Below are 16482 nucleotides of genomic sequence, written 5' to 3' on the forward strand. Positions count from 1 at the left end.
GTGTTCTCTATGCTATGCCGTCTGTGGGCGGCGATAGGAAATATGCTGCGCCGCATCAAGCTGTGGCTCCTGGTTTAACCGGCTACGCAGGGTGTCAAATTCCTGCGCCCAGTTTTTTCGCCATTGCGCTTTGACATCTTCTGGCTGCCAGCAGGCATCAATGCCGTTCAACATCAGCTGACGCACGCCGTCGAGATCGAAGCCAAACTCTTCAACCATCACGCGATAGCATTCTGCACCGTTAGTGTTATGCATATGCCAGTCGTCGGTCGCGGGAATAATGTTCATCCCCGCCAACGCCATTTGGCGAATCGGATGATTCTGACGCCACTGAGATTTATCCGGCCATTTCTTTAAGTACCAGGTATTACTGGGTACTACGGTAAATGGGATATTTTCACGCACGCAGCGGGTGGTTAGCTCCGGATTATCCAGAACGGTGTAACCGTGATCGATACGTTCCAGATGAATGAGATCCAGACCAGTTTCCACATTACGCCAGTGCAAACCGAACTCTGAACAGTGTCCCGTCAGGCGTAAGCCACCGTGCTCAGCTTTGCGATAGGCTTTCCAGAAATGCTCAATCGGAGCGTCATTTTCTTTGTAATCGATGCCAATACCTGGCACCAATGGGTGTGGGTATTGCAGTATGGCCTCTACCATCGCGACGGCTTCTTCGGGAGATTTCTCGCGGTTAATCGAAGGAATAAACAGGGCGCGGATATTCCACCGCTTGGTCGCTTTCTCCATCGCCTGGCTCATTGCATCCGTTACTTCCGCGTAGGTTAGTTCCGTATCAGATGGGTTCCAGAATAGTTCCAGATGGCGGATACCTGTTGCCGCAGCGTCTTCGGCTACTTCACTGGTAACGCGATAATAGTCTTCTGCGCTGCGTAACAGAGGATATAAAAAGTTCAGTGCGGCTATGCCACCTTTGACGACGCGGCTTTCATGTTGATAGCGGCGATAGTAGCTTTTAGCTTCCGCCTCCGTGAGCGGCACATCGTACTTTTGTGCCAGCTCCAGCATAGTGGTTAAGCGCACTCCGCCCAACAAATGATAATGGAGATCCACTTTGGGAAATGCCGTGAAGAATTCAGGCAAGGTAATCGTTTGCGTATCCTGCGTCATTAAGGGCACTCATCGATAAAAAAGATAGCACCGATCATAAATAAAGCGCTCGCTACGATGAAATGCTATTCCAGCATAGCCAGATACATTCAGGCACTGCTCTTTGTTGAATTTATCGCGCTAACTAAAATGTCTCCCCCTTTCGAGGTCCGTTGCGACAGACGATGCCAAAATGCTTCCGCGCGTTGATGCAACTGTGACTGGTTGCGATAGAGGCGAATTTGATAGGGGATATGCCATCGCTCGCGATCGACAGCGATAAGTTTGCCTTGCTTAAGCTCTTCAGCAATCTGGCAATCAGGCAACCACGTCAGACCTTTGCCGCGTAGTGCCATCTGTCGATGCAAATCACATAGTGAAGATTCAAAGATGGGCTCGCAGGCAAACGGCTGCTGTGGCATCAGTCGTTCGACCATGCGTGCGCTATAGGAGTCAGCTGGGTAGCGCAAATAGGGCACGGGTTGCTGATGGTTTTCATCAGGTGCAAATAGCGGCTGCCCATGTTCGTCAGGAGCACTGACCAGAAGCAGTTCCCCTTTGCCTAACAGCAGGTTGATAAACGGCGGCTGGAGCAAAGCATGGGTATCAAAGGCCAGCAGGAAATCGCTGGTCCCTTCAATCAAAGATTCTACGGCAAAATCCACCCGTAGAATATTCACAGAAAACGGCGCTGTGTTATCCGTTTGCTCGATTAAATCCAGCAGAAAAGGGGATGAAAGTGAATGTGGTGCGCAGAAACGCACCGGGTTAAGCATCTCAGACGTCAGGCCATTCATTTTCTGAATACCTTCTTTTAGCTGGTTCACCATACTGTGTGCAATTAAACGGAATTGATAGCCTGCGGGCGTTAGCATTACCGGCGAAGAGCTGCGATCGACTAGCTGCTGGCCCACGCTTTCTTCTAATGCGCGGATGTGACGGCCAAATGCAGGTTGAGTGATATTCCGTCGTTGGGCTGCTCGTGAGAAATTACGCAGTTCTGCGAGTGTCAAAAAATCCTCTAACCAACCAATATCCATCTGCGGACATCCCCTTGTTTATCGAACCATTTTAGTCAATCAGAAGGTGTGAATGTGCTCCTGACCACACGCAGCAGTCATCTCCATGATTCAATTTTGCCGGAACAGGGATGGCAGCGAAACCGTTAATTTAAGCTGGTTCCGACAGTACAACTTACGCGGTCATAATGTTTTCCTCATTCACTTAAGATACGTTGAAGTATGTCAAGGTGAGGAGGCCCTGAAAGCGTGATAGATAGGGATTAGAGTGGAATTTTTTGAGTTCAGAAGAGGAATTTTGGCGGAAGATCACAGGAGTCGAACCTGCCCGGGACCGCTGGCGGCCCCAACTGGATTTGAAGTCCAGCCACCTCACCGGAGATGACGATCTTCCGCGCCTCGATTGCTACATGGAGGCGGGGCGCATTATAGCTACTTCCAAACGTTTCCACACCCCCTCACTCACTTTTTTAACTTCCGTTTCTCCATACCATGACCAGTTTCAAATAAATCCCTACGAAATCCATAAGTTACAGTGATGTATGTTTTTTGACGCTACCCCGATCACAGAAAACAAGAATCGTAATTTGATAACGAGATATCGCAATACCCGCGCTCACAGGGATGGTTTACAAGAACTGTAATCGGTATCAGTGCGTGTGAAAGTGCTAACAAGGATGCGTAATGAAAAGTGAGATTTTGTCCGTTAAAGAGAAGATTGGCTACGGCATGGGTGATGCCGCCAGCCACATTATCTTTGATAACGTTATGTTATATATGATGTTCTTTTATACCGATATTTTTGGTATCCCGGCTGGTTTTGTCGGCACGATGTTCTTACTGGCTCGCGCGCTGGATGCTATCTCAGACCCTTGCATGGGACTGCTCGCCGACCGTACCCGTTCACGCTGGGGGAAATTCCGCCCGTGGGTGCTGTTTGGCGCTCTGCCGTTTGGCCTGGTCTGTGTGCTCGCCTACAGCACGCCGGACCTCAGCCTGCACGGCAAAATGATTTATGCCGCAATCACCTACACGCTGCTGACCCTGCTTTATACCGTGGTGAATATTCCCTACTGCGCGCTGGGCGGTGTGATAACTAATGACCCAACGCAGCGTATCTCCCTGCAGTCATGGCGCTTTGTGCTGGCGACGGCGGGCGGCATGCTCTCCACCGTGCTGATGATGCCGCTGGTGAATCTGATTGGCGGCGAAGATAAAGCGTTGGGCTTCCAGGGCGGGATTGCCGTGCTTTCGGTTGTGGCGTTCCTGATGCTGGCGTTTTGCTTCTTCACCACCAAAGAACGTGTTGAAGCGCCGCCAACCAACAATTCAATGCGTGAAGACCTGCGCGACATCTGGCAGAACGACCAATGGCGCATCGTCGGTCTGCTGACCATCCTCAACATCCTGGCCGTCTGCGTTCGCGGCGGGGCGATGATGTATTACGTCACCTGGATTCTGGGTACCCCGGAAGTGTTTGTCGCCTTCCTCACCACCTATTGCGTCGGCAATCTTATCGGCTCTGCGCTGGCAAAACCGCTGACCGACTGGAAATGCAAAGTCAGCGTCTTCTGGTGGACGAACGCCCTGCTGGCGGTCGTCAGTCTGGCGATGTTCTTCGTACCGATGCACGCCAACACCACCATGTTCGCCTTCATCTTCGTGATTGGCGTACTGCATCAGCTCGTGACGCCAATCCAGTGGGTGATGATGTCCGACACCGTTGATTACGGCGAGTGGTGCAACGGAAAACGTCTGACGGGGATCAGCTTCGCAGGCACGCTGTTTGTGCTCAAGCTGGGTCTGGCGCTCGGCGGGGCGATGATCGGCTGGATGCTGGCGGGCGGCGGTTACGATGCCGCAGCGAAAACCCAGAACAGCGCCACCATTAGCATCATTATCGCATTGTTCACGATTGTCCCGGCTATTTGTTACCTGTTGAGTGCCGTGATTGCCAAACGCTTCTACACCCTGAAAACACCGTTTCTGACGGAAATCATGCGTCAGCTGGCTCAGGGCGCGCACCGCAATCAGCAGGATTTTTCGACGAAAGAATTACAGAACTAAGGAACCAACGATGAAAATTAGCGATGGAAACTGGCTGACGCAGCCCGGCCTGAATTTAACCCACCCGATTCAGGTATTCGATGTCGAACAACAGGGTAACGAGATGATTGTCTACGTTGCGCCGCGCGATGTGCGTGAACGTACCTGGCAACTGGATACTCCACTCTTCACCCTGCGCTTTTTCTCGCCGCAGGAAGGCGTGGTTGGGGTGCGTATGGAACACTTCCAGGGTGCGCTGGATAACGGTCCGCACTACCCGCTGAACGTGCTGCAGGACGTCAACGTAGAGATACAAAACACCGCTGAATTTGCCGAACTGAAAAGCGGTAATTTGAGCGTGCGGGTCACTAAAGGTGAGTTCTGGTCGCTGGATTTCCTGCGTAACGGCGAACGTATTACCGGCAGCCAGTTGAAAAATAACGGCTATGTGCAGGACACCAACAGCGGGAAAAACTATATGTTTGAACGCCTGGATCTGGGCGTCGGTGAAACGGTGTACGGGCTGGGCGAGCGCTTTACTGCGCTGGTACGTAACGGCCAGACGGTGGAAACCTGGAACCGCGATGGCGGCACCAGTACCGAGCAGTCTTACAAGAACATCCCGTTTTATCTCACCAACCGTGGTTACGGCGTGCTGGTAAACCATCCGCAGTGCGTGTCGTTTGAAATTGGCTCTGAGAAAGTGTCAAAAGTGCAGTTCAGCGTTGAAAGCGAGTATCTGGAATATTTCGTCATCGACGGCCCAACGCCGAAAGCGGTGCTGGATCGCTATACCCGCTTTACCGGTCGTCCGGCACTGCCGCCAGCCTGGTCCTTCGGTTTGTGGCTGACTACATCGTTCACCACTAATTACGATGAAGCGACGGTGAACAACTTTATCGACGGGATGGCCGAGCGCAATCTGCCGCTGCACGTCTTCCATTTCGACTGCTTCTGGATGAAAGCTTTCCAGTGGTGCGACTTTGAATGGGATCCGGTGACCTTCCCGGACCCGGAAGGCATGATCCGCCGCCTGAAAGAAAAAGGGCTGAAGGTCTGTGTATGGATAAACCCCTATATTGGCCAGAAATCCCCGCTGTTCAATGAACTGAAAGTGAAAGGTTATCTGCTCAAGCGCCCGGACGGCTCCCTGTGGCAATGGGATAAATGGCAGCCGGGCCTGGCGATTTATGACTTCACCAATCCTGAAGCCTGCGAGTGGTATGCCAACAAGCTGAAAGGTCTGGTGGATATCGGCGTTGACTGCTTCAAAACTGACTTTGGTGAACGCATTCCTACTGACGTGCAGTGGTTTGACGGTGCCGATCCGCAGAAAATGCATAACCATTATGCGTACATCTACAACGAACTGGTGTGGAACGTGCTGAAAGAAACCGTTGGTGAAGAAGAGGCGGTGCTGTTTGCCCGTTCGGCCTCGGTGGGCGCGCAGCAGTTTCCGGTGCACTGGGGCGGTGATTGCTACGCCAACTATGAATCGATGGCCGAAAGTCTGCGCGGTGGGTTGTCCATCGGCCTGTCCGGCTTTGGCTTCTGGAGTCACGATATTGGCGGCTTTGAGAATACCGCCCCGGCGCATGTCTACAAGCGCTGGTGTGCATTCGGGCTGCTCTCCAGCCACAGCCGTCTGCACGGTAGTAAATCCTACCGTGTGCCATGGGCGTACGATGATGAATCCTGCGATGTGGTACGTTACTTCACTGAGCAGAAATGCCGCATGATGCCGTACCTGTATCGCGAAGCGGCGCGCGCCAATGAGCTCGGAACGCCGATGATGCGCGCAATGATGCTGGAGTTCCCGGACGATCCCGCTTGTGATTATCTTGATCGCCAGTACATGCTGGGCGATAGCGTGATGGTTGCGCCGGTGTTTAGCGAGGCGGGTGATGTGCAGTTCTATCTGCCGGAAGGTCGCTGGACGCATCTGTGGCATAACGATGAGGTGTCTGGTAGCCGCTGGCATAAGCAGCAGCATGACTTCCTGAGTCTGCCGGTCTATGTACGTGACAACACCCTGCTGGCGCTGGGCTGCAATAACCAGAAGCCGGACTACGCCTGGCATGAAGGGACGGCGTTCCAGCTGTTCCATCTGCAGGAAGGCCGGGAGGCGATTTGTGAAGTTCCGGCGGCTGGCGGCTCGGTTATCTTCACGCTGAAGGCGACGCGTACGGGTAATACCATCACCGTGCAAGGGAGTGGCGAAGCGCGTAACTGGACGCTGTGTCTGCGTAATATTACGCAGGTTAGCGGCGTGAAGGGCGGTTCATCTGTGGGCAGTGAGTGGGGAGCGGTTGTCACGCCGGATGCGGATGTGCTAACGATTACTCTGTAAGTAAATCTCACCGTGGGCCGGATGGCGACGCATTGCGTTTTATCCGGCCCACGCTGCGAGCAGCATTCCAGATCTGAAAATCCAAAACATCCTGAATTAAATTTTTATCTCCCCATATTTGCGAGCGGTATCACTCTGATTCCCACGAAAAATGTGATCTGCGCCGTAAATATCTCACTATTTCCTCTTTTTGTCTTATTTCTGTCCGGAATACAGGACACGATTTAGTATTGTTGGCGCATCGTAGTCCTCTTATATTTATCATCACGAATTACACGTGGAGCATAAACGCTTCTTTATAACCTAAATAATTCGAGTTGCAGGAAGGCGGCGACGCAGCGAATCCCCTGAGCGTACATAAGTACGTGACTGGGGTGAGCAAAGAAAGCCAACGCACATGCAGCTTGAAGTATGACGGGTATAGATATTTAATCTGGTATGTAATAAGGGTAAATAATGCAAATGATTACCTCGCGACAAAACAGATTATTAAAATTTCTTCTGTCTAAGAAGGAATATGTCACACTGCTGAAAATCGCCGAGTATTTATCTGTTTCAGAGAAAACAGTGCAGCGCGATCTGCGGTTACTGGAACCATGGTTATCAGAATGGAAAATAGCTATCGATAAACGTGCTGGTGCTGGGGTGATATTAAGTGCCGATAATATTACCGACCTTTTATATATGGACCAGTTATTAGGATCGGAGGGTGATGATACTGACGGCATGATGAATAATTCACGGCGGGTCAAGATAGCCTCACAGTTATTAAGCGAAACGCCGCATGAAACGTCGATCAGTAAATTATCCGAACGTTATTTCATTAGTAGCGCATCGATTGTTAACGATCTAAAAGTGATTGAATCCTGGATTACCCCACTGGGCTTGTCGTTGATTCGCAGTCAGAGCGGCACGCACATCGAAGGCAGCGAGAGTAGTGTGCGCCAGGCGATGGCGTCGCTGATTAACGGTGTGATTAACCATAATGAACCCGGCAGCGTGATTTATTCACGCCTGGATCCGGGCAGTTATAAAGCGTTAGTGCATTACTTTGGCGAAGAAGACGTTTTGTTTGTTCAGACGCTGTTGCAGGAAATGGAGAACGACCTGTGCTGGTCTCTGGGCGAGCCTTATTACGTCAATATCTTTACCCATATTCTGATCATGATGTACCGCATCACGCGGGGCAATGCGCTTCCGAGAAAAGAAGAGAGCATCACTACCTGTGATGAGAACATATTTTCCATTGCCAGTCGCATGATTCAGCATATCGAAAAACGCATTGCCCACCCGCTGCCGGAAGACGAAGTCTGGTTTATTTATCAATACATTATCTCCTCGGGTGTGGTGATTGAAGAGCATAATGACGTGAGCGTGATTGGCCATATGCACTCCAGCGACGAAGCGCGTTTGATTACCCATCGGTTGATTGCCACCTTCGCCGAGATGGTCGACAGCGATCTTAGCCAGGACACGGCGCTGTATGACGGATTGCTGATCCACATTAAGCCGCTGATTAACCGCCTGAACTATCAGATACGCATTCGTAATCCGCTGCTGGAAGATATCAAAGGCGAGTTACAGGACGTGTGGCGTCTGACCCAGTGTGCGGTGAATCGGGTGTTTAGCGGTTGGGGCGATCGGGCCGTGTCGGAAGATGAGGTGGGATATTTAACCGTGCATTTTCAGGCCGCAATGGAGCGTCAGATAGCGCGTAAACGTGTGCTGCTGGTCTGTTCAACGGGAATCGGCACTTCTCATTTACTCAAAAGCCGTATTCTACGCGCCTTTCCGGACTGGACTATCGTCGGCGTGGTGTCGGCAGGCAGCCTGCCCTCTGTACTGACGGACGATATTGAACTGGTGGTATCGACGATTAATTTACCCGCAGTTGCCATGCCGGTCGTGTATGTCACTGCCTTCTTCAATGATGCGGATATTAAGCGGGTAACAGAAACGGTTATTACGGAAAAATTACATCGGGCGACGTCGCTGGTCGTTGAAAATTAATGTCTGAACTCCATGAGGTATGATTGATGGACATCACGAAAATACTCAATACAAATCGCGTTATTTTGGACATGAAGGCCACAAGCAAAACGGAGGCTATTGAGGAACTGACAGATATTCTGCAAAAAGATGGAGCAATTAGCTGTCGCGAAACGTTTATTCAGGATGTCTGGCAACGTGAGTCAGAAGGCTCGACCGGCTTCGAAAATCATATTGCGATCCCACACGGGAAATCCTCGGCGGTGGTCAATACCACGCTGGCGATTGGGCGTACTCGTCAGGACATTCCCTGGGAAACCCTGGACGGCAGCAACGTGCGCTGCATTATTCTGTTTGCCGTACGTCTTGAAGATCAAAACACCACCCATATTCGTCTGCTTTCGCAGGTTGCTGGCGCGTTGGCAGATGACGACATTATTGAACAACTATTAGTTGAAAGCAGTCCACAGAAAATTATTGAGCTTTTTAGCCAATATGCTGAATCCAATGTCTGCTAAATAAAAAGTGGAGCATGTTATGAATATTGTTTGTGTTGCCGCCTGTACGGCGGGTATTGCGCACACCTATATCGCCCGTGAAAAGTTAATTAAAGGTGCTAAAGCGCTTGGCCATAATATAAAAGTTGAAACCCAGGGCACCATTGGCACAGAAAACGAACTGCTGACAGAAGATATTTCTGCGGCTGATGTCGTGATTCTTGCTGTCGATGTAAAAATAAAAGGGGAGGAGCGATTTTTAAACAAACGCATTGTGCGAGTAAAAACTGAAATCGTCATAAAATCGCCCATTCAGTTTCTTGAAAAGGTCGAAAAATCATTAGTTAATAATAACCAGTAGCGATCCTCATTCTGGAGGGGTTTCACATGAGTGAAAATAAAATTCCGCTATCTCAGGAAATAAAAAGACATTTATTAACGGGGATTTCGTGGATGATCCCGTTAATTGTCGCCGCCGGGATCTGTATTGCTCTCGGGCAAATACTTGGCGGGACTAACGTCGGTGAAAAAACAGGAACCATACCCTGGATGCTCAACCAGATTGGCGGCTGGGGGATGGGGTTAATCGTACCGCTGATTAGCGCGGCGATTGCGTACTCCATTGCTGACCGTCCGGGATTCGCACCGGGCCTGATAGTCGGCTTCGTCTGCGGAGAAATTCATACCGGTTTTATCGGCGGGATGCTGGGTGGGTTTCTGGTCGGTTATACCGTCCTGCTGCTCAAACGCTATATCCGATTGCCACAGTCGATGCAGGGGTTAATGCCCATCATGGTGCTGCCGGTACTGAGTACCGTCATTGGCGGCCTGTTGATGATGACGCTAATCGGCAAGCCCATTGCCTGGCTGCAGGACGCGTTGATTCATCTGCTGGAGTCTATGCAGGGCGGATCCCGCTTTCTGATGGGCGCTATCCTCGGTGCGATGGCGACATTCGACTTCGGCGGACCGGTGAATAAAACCATGTCGCTGTTTGCTGACGGCATGCTGGTCAGCGGTGTGTACGGTCCGGAAGCGGTGAAGTTTGTCGGTTCGATGATCCCTCCATTTGGCATTACGCTCTCTTTCCTGTTGACGCGTCACAAGTACACCCGTGCGGAGCGCGAGGCGCTGAAAGCGGCATTCCCGATGGGGATCTGCATGATTACCGAAGGGGTCATTCCGATTGCGGCACGCGACCTGCTACGCGTGGTGGGCTCCTGCGTGGTGGCCTCGGCGATTGCGGGCGGCCTGATTATGGTGTGGGGTGTCGAAAGCCCGGTACCGCACGGCGGCATGTTTGTGGTTCCGCTCTTTACGCATCCGCTGCTGTTTTGCCTGGCGTTGGGGATCGGTACGGTGATTTGCGGCGTCATGCTGTCGCTGTGGAAGAAACCGGTAACCGAGCGTGATGAAGAGTTTGACGAACTCAGCGATCAAAAGCTGAAAGACGAAGAAATCACCTTCACCCTGGAATAACCGGAGGCCGTATGTTTGCCGATATGAAAAGCATGGTGACCAAAGCCTGGCGCGAGCAGTACGCGCTGCTGGCCATCAACTGTATGAACCTCGAAAGCGCCCGCGCAGCGGTGCGAGTGGCTGAGAAACACCGTGCGCCCATCATTCTGAATTTGTATCAGGGGCACCTGGAGCATTTTCCGGCCACGATAGCGGCGGCGGTGGTCAAAACGCTGGCAGAGGAAGCCTCGGTACCGATCGCGCTGGCGCTGGATCATGGAAAGGATCCTGTACGCATTCGCCAGGCTTTTCGCGCCGGATTCAGCGGCTTAATGATCGACGCCTCCGCCTTTGCGCTGGAGGAGAACATTCGCCAGACCCGGGCAGTGGTTGAGCTTGCAGCCAGCGTTTCTCTGTGCGTGGAAGGCGAGCTGGGCCATCTGGCCGATGCTCCGTGCTATGACCACGCCGCTAACGCTGATTTGATGACCCAGGCCGCCGACGTGGAACCCTTTATCCAACAGACCGGGATCGATTTGCTGGCGGTGTCGGTGGGTACGGCACACGGTATGTACGCGCCGGGCATCACACCTGCTATTGATTTCCAGCGGTTGGAGGAAATAGCCCGGTTATCAACGGTGCCGCTGGCGCTGCATGGCGGTAGCGGGACGCCGTTTGACCAGCTACAGCGCTGCCCGACGTTTGGCGTCGCCAAGATAAACGTTGGCGCGGCGGTTTTCGAAGCCGGAAAGGCTGCGTTACTGCATACCCTGTGTCGCGACACATCCGGCGAACTCGTTGATGCCCTGGCCCTGATGGAACAGGCCTGCGAGGAAGCCATTATTCCGTACCTGCAGGCCAGCGGCGCTATCGGCAAAGCCTGATTCATTTTCTGTAACGCCTTCTATGCCTCTGCAACGATGCACTGGCAGGGCTTTCTACACCCTGAAACTGGAGAATTAACATGTTAGTTTCGATGAAAGAATTACTGCAACCTACCCGTCAGCACGGTTTTGCCATCGGTGCATTCAACGTGGCGGACAGCTGCTTTGTACGCGCAGTAGTGGAAGAAGCGGAAGCGACCAACACCCCGGCAATTATCTCCATTCACCCCAGCGAACATGATTTTGTCGGCGATGCGTTTTTTAGCTACGTCCGTGATATCACCCTGCGTAGCCCGGTTCCCTTTACTCTGCATCTGGACCACGGCGCTTCGGTTGAGCATGTCCTGCGGGCGATTCAGTGTGGGTTTACCTCGGTGATGATTGATGGCTCGCTGCTGCCGTATGAAGAGAACGTGGCGCTGACCCGTGAAGTGGTCAAACTGGCGCATGCGGTAGGCGTTTCGGTGGAAGGGGAACTGGGTACGATTGGTCAGACCGGGACGTCAGTGGAAGGCGGGGTGTCGAAGGTTACTTATACCGATCCTGCTCAGGCAGAGGATTTTATCGCCCGCACTGGTGCAGACACGCTGGCTGTGGCGATAGGAACCGCGCACGGAATTTACCCGAAAGGGATGCAGCCAGAGCTGCAAATGAACATCCTGCGCGACATCGCCGGGCGTGTGGATATTCCGCTGGTGCTTCACGGTGGTTCCGCTAACCCGGATGCGGAAATTGCCGAATCCGTGACGCTGGGCGTGGGTAAAATCAACATTTCCAGCGATATGAAATACGCCTACTTCCAGAAAGTCCGCGAAATCCTGGCGAAAGAAACCTGGTGGGACCCGAACGTAATCTACCCGGAAGCCATTAGCGCTGCGCGGGACGTGATCCGCCACAAAATGAAACTGTTCGGCTCAACCGGCAAAGCATCACTTTACTAACGGCATGCAGGCGGGGCGACCCGCCTCTTTCGCAACAAGGAAAAGTGGAATGAAGCGTTCACACATTAATTATGCCGTCGATAAAGCGCATGCCATCGCCGAAACTTTTCGGGTCTGTTTGCCTGATTTTGCGTATTTTACGGTCGATGCCTGGCGGCAACAGGATCAAACTCTGTGGCGTGAAGTGCGCGATCTCCAGTTGGGCTGGGATATTACCGACTTTGGGCACGGAGATTTTGCGCAAACGGGGCTGACGTTACTGACGTTGCGCAATGGTCTGATGGGGTCAGCGGATTACCCCAAACCGTACGCCGAAAAGATGCTGCAAATTCAGCAGGAGCAGCAAACACCGTGGCATTTTCATCGCCATAAAATGGAAGATATCGTTAACCGTGGCGGCGGTGATTTGTGCATGCAGCTGGCGTGGGCAACGCCTGATGACGAGTATGACGCCCGACGCGTTGTTGAGGTTAGCGTGGATGGCCAGCGGCGTACCGTTGACGCTGGCGAGACGCTGGTATTGAAGCCGGGACAAGGAGTGTGCCTGCCGCCGCGCTTGTATCATCGATTTTGGGCGGAGAAGGCGTTCGTGCTGGGCTGGGAAATCTCGATGGTCAATGACGACCAGCATGACAACCACTTTCTGGAACCTGGCGGTCGCTTCCCGGCGATTGAAAAGGACGAGCCGGTGAAATGGCTGTTGTGCAGTGAATATATTCGTTTATGAGCGAGAGTAGGCCCGGTAAGCGAAGCGCCACCGGGCAATAAATCATTGTGCAGGTGGTGGTGCAGTGACTTCACTCCCCGAAACCACGCCCGCCTGCATGGTTTGCGTTACCTGCTGTTTCTCCACGTTCACCGCATGCAACTGACCGTTGACCGTTGGCTTGAGCGGCGCATCGGCCTGAATATTGCCGCTGGCGGTAAGCTGGATGTTGCCATCGCCGGAAAGCGGCAGTGCGGGCCAGCCCCACTGCTGCAGGATCGTCATTGGCACGCCGCGCCCGTTCAGGCTGACCTGCGTCTGGCGCTGAGGCAGTTGCGAAATGCTGGCGGTGGCCTCCAGCAGTCCTTTTTCCGTATAGGCGCTCAGTTCGCTGATATTGATGGTGCTGCTGTTTGCCGTCAGCGCCAGTGAAGGACGACGCACATCAGTGCGGTTAAAGGTGGCTGCGGCAGCGTTGAGGGTGGCACTCCCGCTCCAGATCCCCCACTGATTGTTCTGTACCAGCCCGAGGTTAGCGCCGTAGCCGTCCAGCGCGGTGAGCTGCCACGGGAAACTCGGGTCGATATCAATCACCAGATTGCGGCTGGCGCTGAATTTTTTGAGCGTCAGGCTGTTTAGCCACGCTGGCAGGGGTTTCATCCACAGCTGCTTCCAGTTTTCCGGCAGCGTGTATTCCAGACCGGCAATGGCAGCATCATCGAGGACCAGCGCTTTGTTGCTGCGCTGCCAGTTTCCGGATGTTCTGACCATACCGCCTTCCCAGCGGGTGGTGAACTGGCGCAGCGCAATGCCCTGCGGTGAGAACTCGGCGTTCATAATCGGATCGAAGAAGTGCAGAGAGCCGTAGATAAACTCGCTGGCGTTCATCGACAATTTTCCTTCCTGAGTTTGCCAGTCGTCCTTGCTGAAGGTCATGTTGCGCAAGCTCAGATCGAGATCCGTCACCGCCCAGTCGGGGCCTTGCAGACGGGCATCCGTCACTTCCAGACGACCAATTTGCAGGGAAGGAATGGTGTTTAACGGGGCAAAAAAGTCGGCCAGTGATTTGTCGCTTTGCAGCCGGATATCGTTCAGGCGCAGATTCTCCACGACCCAACTACCGTCGGCATTGCGTTGCGCTACGCCGGTTAATGCTCCACGCGCCACATCAGCTCCAATATTGCTTAGCGTCACACGGTCATGGTCGATGCTGCCTTCAATCAAGACGTTGGTAGTTGGAACATCGTTGAGCGTCAACGAACTGGCGCTGAGCTGAATTTGCGCTTTGCTCCCGAGAATTTTACCTGCCTCAGGACTCCAGGGAATGACGCCGCCGTTAACGCGCTGGGCACTGAGGTTCCACTCGCTGCCGGGGCTGTTAAGCGCCATATCCTGCAATTGCAGGCGATCGGCCTGGAACGGCAGCGGCGCGGTTTGCTGAGAAAGATTCAGTGTGCCGTTTTGCAACAAAATGGTGTCTACGTGCAGCGGATCGGTGATTTGGCGGCTACTCAGCCCAATATCAACCGTTTTAGCGACCAGCGTTGCGGGCTGCCCATCCCGGCCAAAGGTGACGTTTTCCAGCAGAATATGGGAAGGGGAAGAAAACCGGTGATCGATGGTATCAAACGCCAGATGGTAGCTGCTGTTCTCCGAGACCCAGGTGCTGACATGCTCTGCGCCCCAGCGGGTTTGCAGTAGAAAATAAAGGCCGAGGATCGCCACTGCAAGGGCGATCAGCACGTAAAGAAGCAGCTTTCCAATAAATTTCATGGTCTTCCATCCCGCGAAGTGCACATAGTCAAGTTATGCACGATTTAGGCGCAATGCTCAAGGCGGGAATGGTGAAAGAGCGTTACAGCGGCGTTGATTCAGAACCAACGCCGCATTTTGCTTATTGCTTTTCTGGCGGGAATACCAGATTCAGAACGATTGCGGTAATACCGCCAGCGGCGATACCGGAAGAGAGCAGGTTTTTCACCCAGTCCGGGGCGAACTGGAGAATCAGCGGCTGCTGGGAAACACCCAGACCAACGGCCAGCGACAGCGCGATAATCAGAATCGCGCGGCGGTTCAGCGGCTCGCGGGACACGATACGCACGCCGGATGCTGCGATAGTACCGAACATCACCAGCGTTGCGCCACCCAGTACCGGCTCAGGAATATGCTGTACAAAACCGCTGACTGCCGGGAACAGGCCCAGCGCGATCAACATCAGCGCCACCACAAAACCAACGTAGCGGCTGGCAACGCCCGTTAACTGAATAACCCCGTTGTTCTGGCCAAAACAGGAGTTCGGGAAGGTGTTGAACACGGCGGAAACAAACGAGTTCAGACCGTTCGCCAGCACGCCGCCTTTCAGGCGTTTCATATACAGCGGACCAGAAACCGGCTGTTCGGAGACATCAGAGGTAGCCGTAATATCGCCGATGGTTTCCAGTGAAGTGATCATAAAGACCAGCATCAGCGGCAGCAGTAAACTCCAGTCGATACCCAGGCCATAATACAGTGGCGTTGGCACCATCAGCAGGTCCTGGCTTACCGGTGCAGTATTTTGCGGCAGCATGTCCATAAACCAGGCCAGCAGATAGCCTGCCGCCATCGCAATCACCAATGACGCAACGCGCAGGTACGGGTTGCGTTGACGGTTAAGCAGGATGATTAACGCCAACACCACGCCTGCCAACAGTAAATTCTTCGGCGCACCAAAGGTGTTGTCGCTCATAGCGGCATAGCCACCGCCAATCGATGTCAGACCTACCTGAATCAGCGACAGGCCGATGATCATCACTACTACCCCTGAGACCAGCGGAGTAATAATACGACGTGCCAGGTGCAGGACACGCGAGATAACCATCTCGGTGCAGCTTGCCAGCATTAGCGTACCGAACAGCGCCGCCATCATGGTTGGGACATCTGCGCCACCGGTTTTTAGCGCCGTACCGCCCATAATCAGTGGCGCAACAAAGTTAAAGCTGGTCCCCTGAATGGATAGCAGCCCTGAGCCTACCGGCCCCCAGGCTTTGATCTGAATGATAGAAGCTACGCCGGAGGCGAACAGCGACATACTGATAATGTGTTGAGTATCCTGAGCCGGTAAACCAAGCGCCTGACAAATTAACAAAGCAGGGGTGATCACCGCGACGAACATGGCCAGCAGATGCTGACAGGCGGCAAACAGGGTCTGGGCTAACGGGGGGCGATCTTCAAGACGGTAAATCAGTTCACTGTTGTGAGTCTGCGCAACCGGTTGCGCATTTGTTGACTCTACGGCGTTAACGGACATCAGAGGCAATCCCATGGTGGAAAAGCGGTGATTTTATCTGACCAGGACAGAAAAGCAAACGTTTGCTAGCAGGTATTCTTAATATTTAAAACGGATAAACAAACATTTTTATATAACTTTTCATCATTTTCTGCTTAAAATCCACTCCGAAAACTCAATAAGAGCTAAAAATCGGTCTGGATTGCATCGTGCGTGA

General features: G+C 52.9%; 13 protein-coding genes and 1 tRNA gene. 9 read left to right on the top strand and 5 right to left on the bottom strand.

Annotated features, from left to right (window positions below; all coding sequences use genetic code 11):
- Positions 1-12: 12 nt before the first annotated feature.
- The 3 genes from BZK41_RS16695 to BZK41_RS16705 all read right to left on the bottom strand — a co-directional run bounded on the left by BZK41_RS16695 (position 13) and on the right by BZK41_RS16705 (position 2523).
- Positions 13-1131: an adenosine deaminase gene (locus BZK41_RS16695; protein ID WP_079938884.1), complete on the bottom strand. Its 1119-nt coding sequence runs from the start codon at positions 1129-1131 to the stop codon at positions 13-15.
- An 89-nt stretch (positions 1132-1220) separates the two neighbouring features.
- Positions 1221-2150: a LysR family transcriptional regulator gene (locus tag BZK41_RS16700; protein ID WP_079938885.1), complete on the bottom strand. Its 930-nt coding sequence runs from the start codon at positions 2148-2150 to the stop codon at positions 1221-1223.
- A 278-nt stretch (positions 2151-2428) separates the two neighbouring features.
- Positions 2429-2523: transfer RNA gene (locus tag BZK41_RS16705), tRNA-Sec, on the bottom strand.
- A gap of 290 nt (positions 2524-2813) precedes the next feature.
- On the opposite strand from BZK41_RS16705, the gene BZK41_RS16710 reads away from it, so the two are divergent.
- The 9 genes from BZK41_RS16710 (at position 2814) to BZK41_RS16750 (ending at position 13021) form a co-directional block, all read left to right on the top strand.
- Positions 2814-4196, top strand: a complete 1383-nt coding sequence (locus BZK41_RS16710; RefSeq protein ID WP_079938886.1) for a glycoside-pentoside-hexuronide family transporter — start codon at positions 2814-2816, stop codon at positions 4194-4196.
- A 10-nt stretch (positions 4197-4206) separates the two neighbouring features.
- Positions 4207-6525, top strand: a complete 2319-nt coding sequence (gene yicI / locus BZK41_RS16715; protein ID WP_079938887.1) for an alpha-xylosidase — start codon at positions 4207-4209, stop codon at positions 6523-6525.
- 456 nt (positions 6526-6981) lie between these two features.
- On the top strand, positions 6982-8535 hold the full coding sequence (locus BZK41_RS16720; RefSeq protein WP_079938888.1) for a PRD domain-containing protein: 1554 nt from the start codon (positions 6982-6984) through the stop codon (positions 8533-8535).
- 26 nt (positions 8536-8561) lie between these two features.
- Positions 8562-9032, top strand: coding sequence for a fructose PTS transporter subunit IIA (locus BZK41_RS16725; protein ID WP_008786490.1), 471 nt, complete (start codon positions 8562-8564; stop codon positions 9030-9032).
- A 19-nt stretch (positions 9033-9051) separates the two neighbouring features.
- Positions 9052-9372: a PTS fructose transporter subunit IIB gene (locus tag BZK41_RS16730; protein WP_079938889.1), complete on the top strand. Its 321-nt coding sequence runs from the start codon at positions 9052-9054 to the stop codon at positions 9370-9372.
- 26 nt (positions 9373-9398) lie between these two features.
- Entirely contained in the window at positions 9399-10490 is a 1092-nt protein-coding gene (locus BZK41_RS16735; protein WP_003837581.1) for a PTS fructose transporter subunit IIC, read from the top strand.
- An 11-nt stretch (positions 10491-10501) separates the two neighbouring features.
- Positions 10502-11353 (top strand): class II fructose-bisphosphate aldolase, encoded by an 852-nt coding sequence (locus BZK41_RS16740; RefSeq protein ID WP_079938890.1) that lies wholly within the window; start codon positions 10502-10504, stop codon positions 11351-11353.
- An 80-nt stretch (positions 11354-11433) separates the two neighbouring features.
- The gene (locus tag BZK41_RS16745) at positions 11434-12294 is read left to right on the top strand and encodes a ketose-bisphosphate aldolase (RefSeq protein WP_003024018.1); all 861 of its coding nucleotides are present in this window, start codon (positions 11434-11436) and stop codon (positions 12292-12294) included.
- Positions 12295-12343: 49 nt separating this feature from the next.
- A complete protein-coding gene (locus tag BZK41_RS16750; RefSeq protein ID WP_079938891.1) occupies positions 12344-13021 on the top strand; it encodes a D-lyxose/D-mannose family sugar isomerase in 678 nt (225 codons plus the stop codon).
- Positions 13022-13063: 42 nt separating this feature from the next.
- On the opposite strand, the gene BZK41_RS16755 is transcribed toward BZK41_RS16750, so the two are convergent.
- Both BZK41_RS16755 and xanP read right to left on the bottom strand, forming a co-directional pair.
- On the bottom strand, positions 13064-14773 hold the full coding sequence (locus BZK41_RS16755; protein ID WP_079938892.1) for an AsmA family protein: 1710 nt from the start codon (positions 14771-14773) through the stop codon (positions 13064-13066).
- Positions 14774-14894: 121 nt separating this feature from the next.
- A complete protein-coding gene (xanP, locus tag BZK41_RS16760) occupies positions 14895-16286 on the bottom strand; it encodes a xanthine/proton symporter XanP (protein ID WP_003024026.1) in 1392 nt (463 codons plus the stop codon).
- Positions 16287-16482: the final 196 nt, after the last annotated feature.

The organism is Citrobacter sp. A316 (genome assembly GCF_002042945.1).
Lineage (GTDB): Bacteria > Pseudomonadota > Gammaproteobacteria > Enterobacterales > Enterobacteriaceae > Citrobacter > Citrobacter portucalensis.

What these genes read in the sequence shown, in the direction of transcription:
- BZK41_RS16695 (WP_079938884.1), bottom strand. Translation starts at nt 1,131, where the DNA reads ATGACGCAGGATACGCAAACGATTACCTTGCCTGAATTCTTCACGGCA.
- BZK41_RS16700 (WP_079938885.1), bottom strand. Translation starts at nt 2,150, where the DNA reads ATGGATATTGGTTGGTTAGAGGATTTTTTGACACTCGCAGAACTGCGT.
- BZK41_RS16710 (WP_079938886.1), top strand. Translation starts at nt 2,814, where the DNA reads ATGAAAAGTGAGATTTTGTCCGTTAAAGAGAAGATTGGCTACGGCATG.
- yicI (WP_079938887.1), top strand. Translation starts at nt 4,207, where the DNA reads ATGAAAATTAGCGATGGAAACTGGCTGACGCAGCCCGGCCTGAATTTA.
- BZK41_RS16720 (WP_079938888.1), top strand. Translation starts at nt 6,982, where the DNA reads ATGCAAATGATTACCTCGCGACAAAACAGATTATTAAAATTTCTTCTG.
- BZK41_RS16725 (WP_008786490.1), top strand. Translation starts at nt 8,562, where the DNA reads ATGGACATCACGAAAATACTCAATACAAATCGCGTTATTTTGGACATG.
- BZK41_RS16730 (WP_079938889.1), top strand. Translation starts at nt 9,052, where the DNA reads ATGAATATTGTTTGTGTTGCCGCCTGTACGGCGGGTATTGCGCACACC.
- BZK41_RS16735 (WP_003837581.1), top strand. Translation starts at nt 9,399, where the DNA reads ATGAGTGAAAATAAAATTCCGCTATCTCAGGAAATAAAAAGACATTTA.
- BZK41_RS16740 (WP_079938890.1), top strand. Translation starts at nt 10,502, where the DNA reads ATGTTTGCCGATATGAAAAGCATGGTGACCAAAGCCTGGCGCGAGCAG.
- BZK41_RS16745 (WP_003024018.1), top strand. Translation starts at nt 11,434, where the DNA reads ATGTTAGTTTCGATGAAAGAATTACTGCAACCTACCCGTCAGCACGGT.
- BZK41_RS16750 (WP_079938891.1), top strand. Translation starts at nt 12,344, where the DNA reads ATGAAGCGTTCACACATTAATTATGCCGTCGATAAAGCGCATGCCATC.
- BZK41_RS16755 (WP_079938892.1), bottom strand. Translation starts at nt 14,773, where the DNA reads ATGAAATTTATTGGAAAGCTGCTTCTTTACGTGCTGATCGCCCTTGCA.
- xanP (WP_003024026.1), bottom strand. Translation starts at nt 16,286, where the DNA reads ATGTCCGTTAACGCCGTAGAGTCAACAAATGCGCAACCGGTTGCGCAG.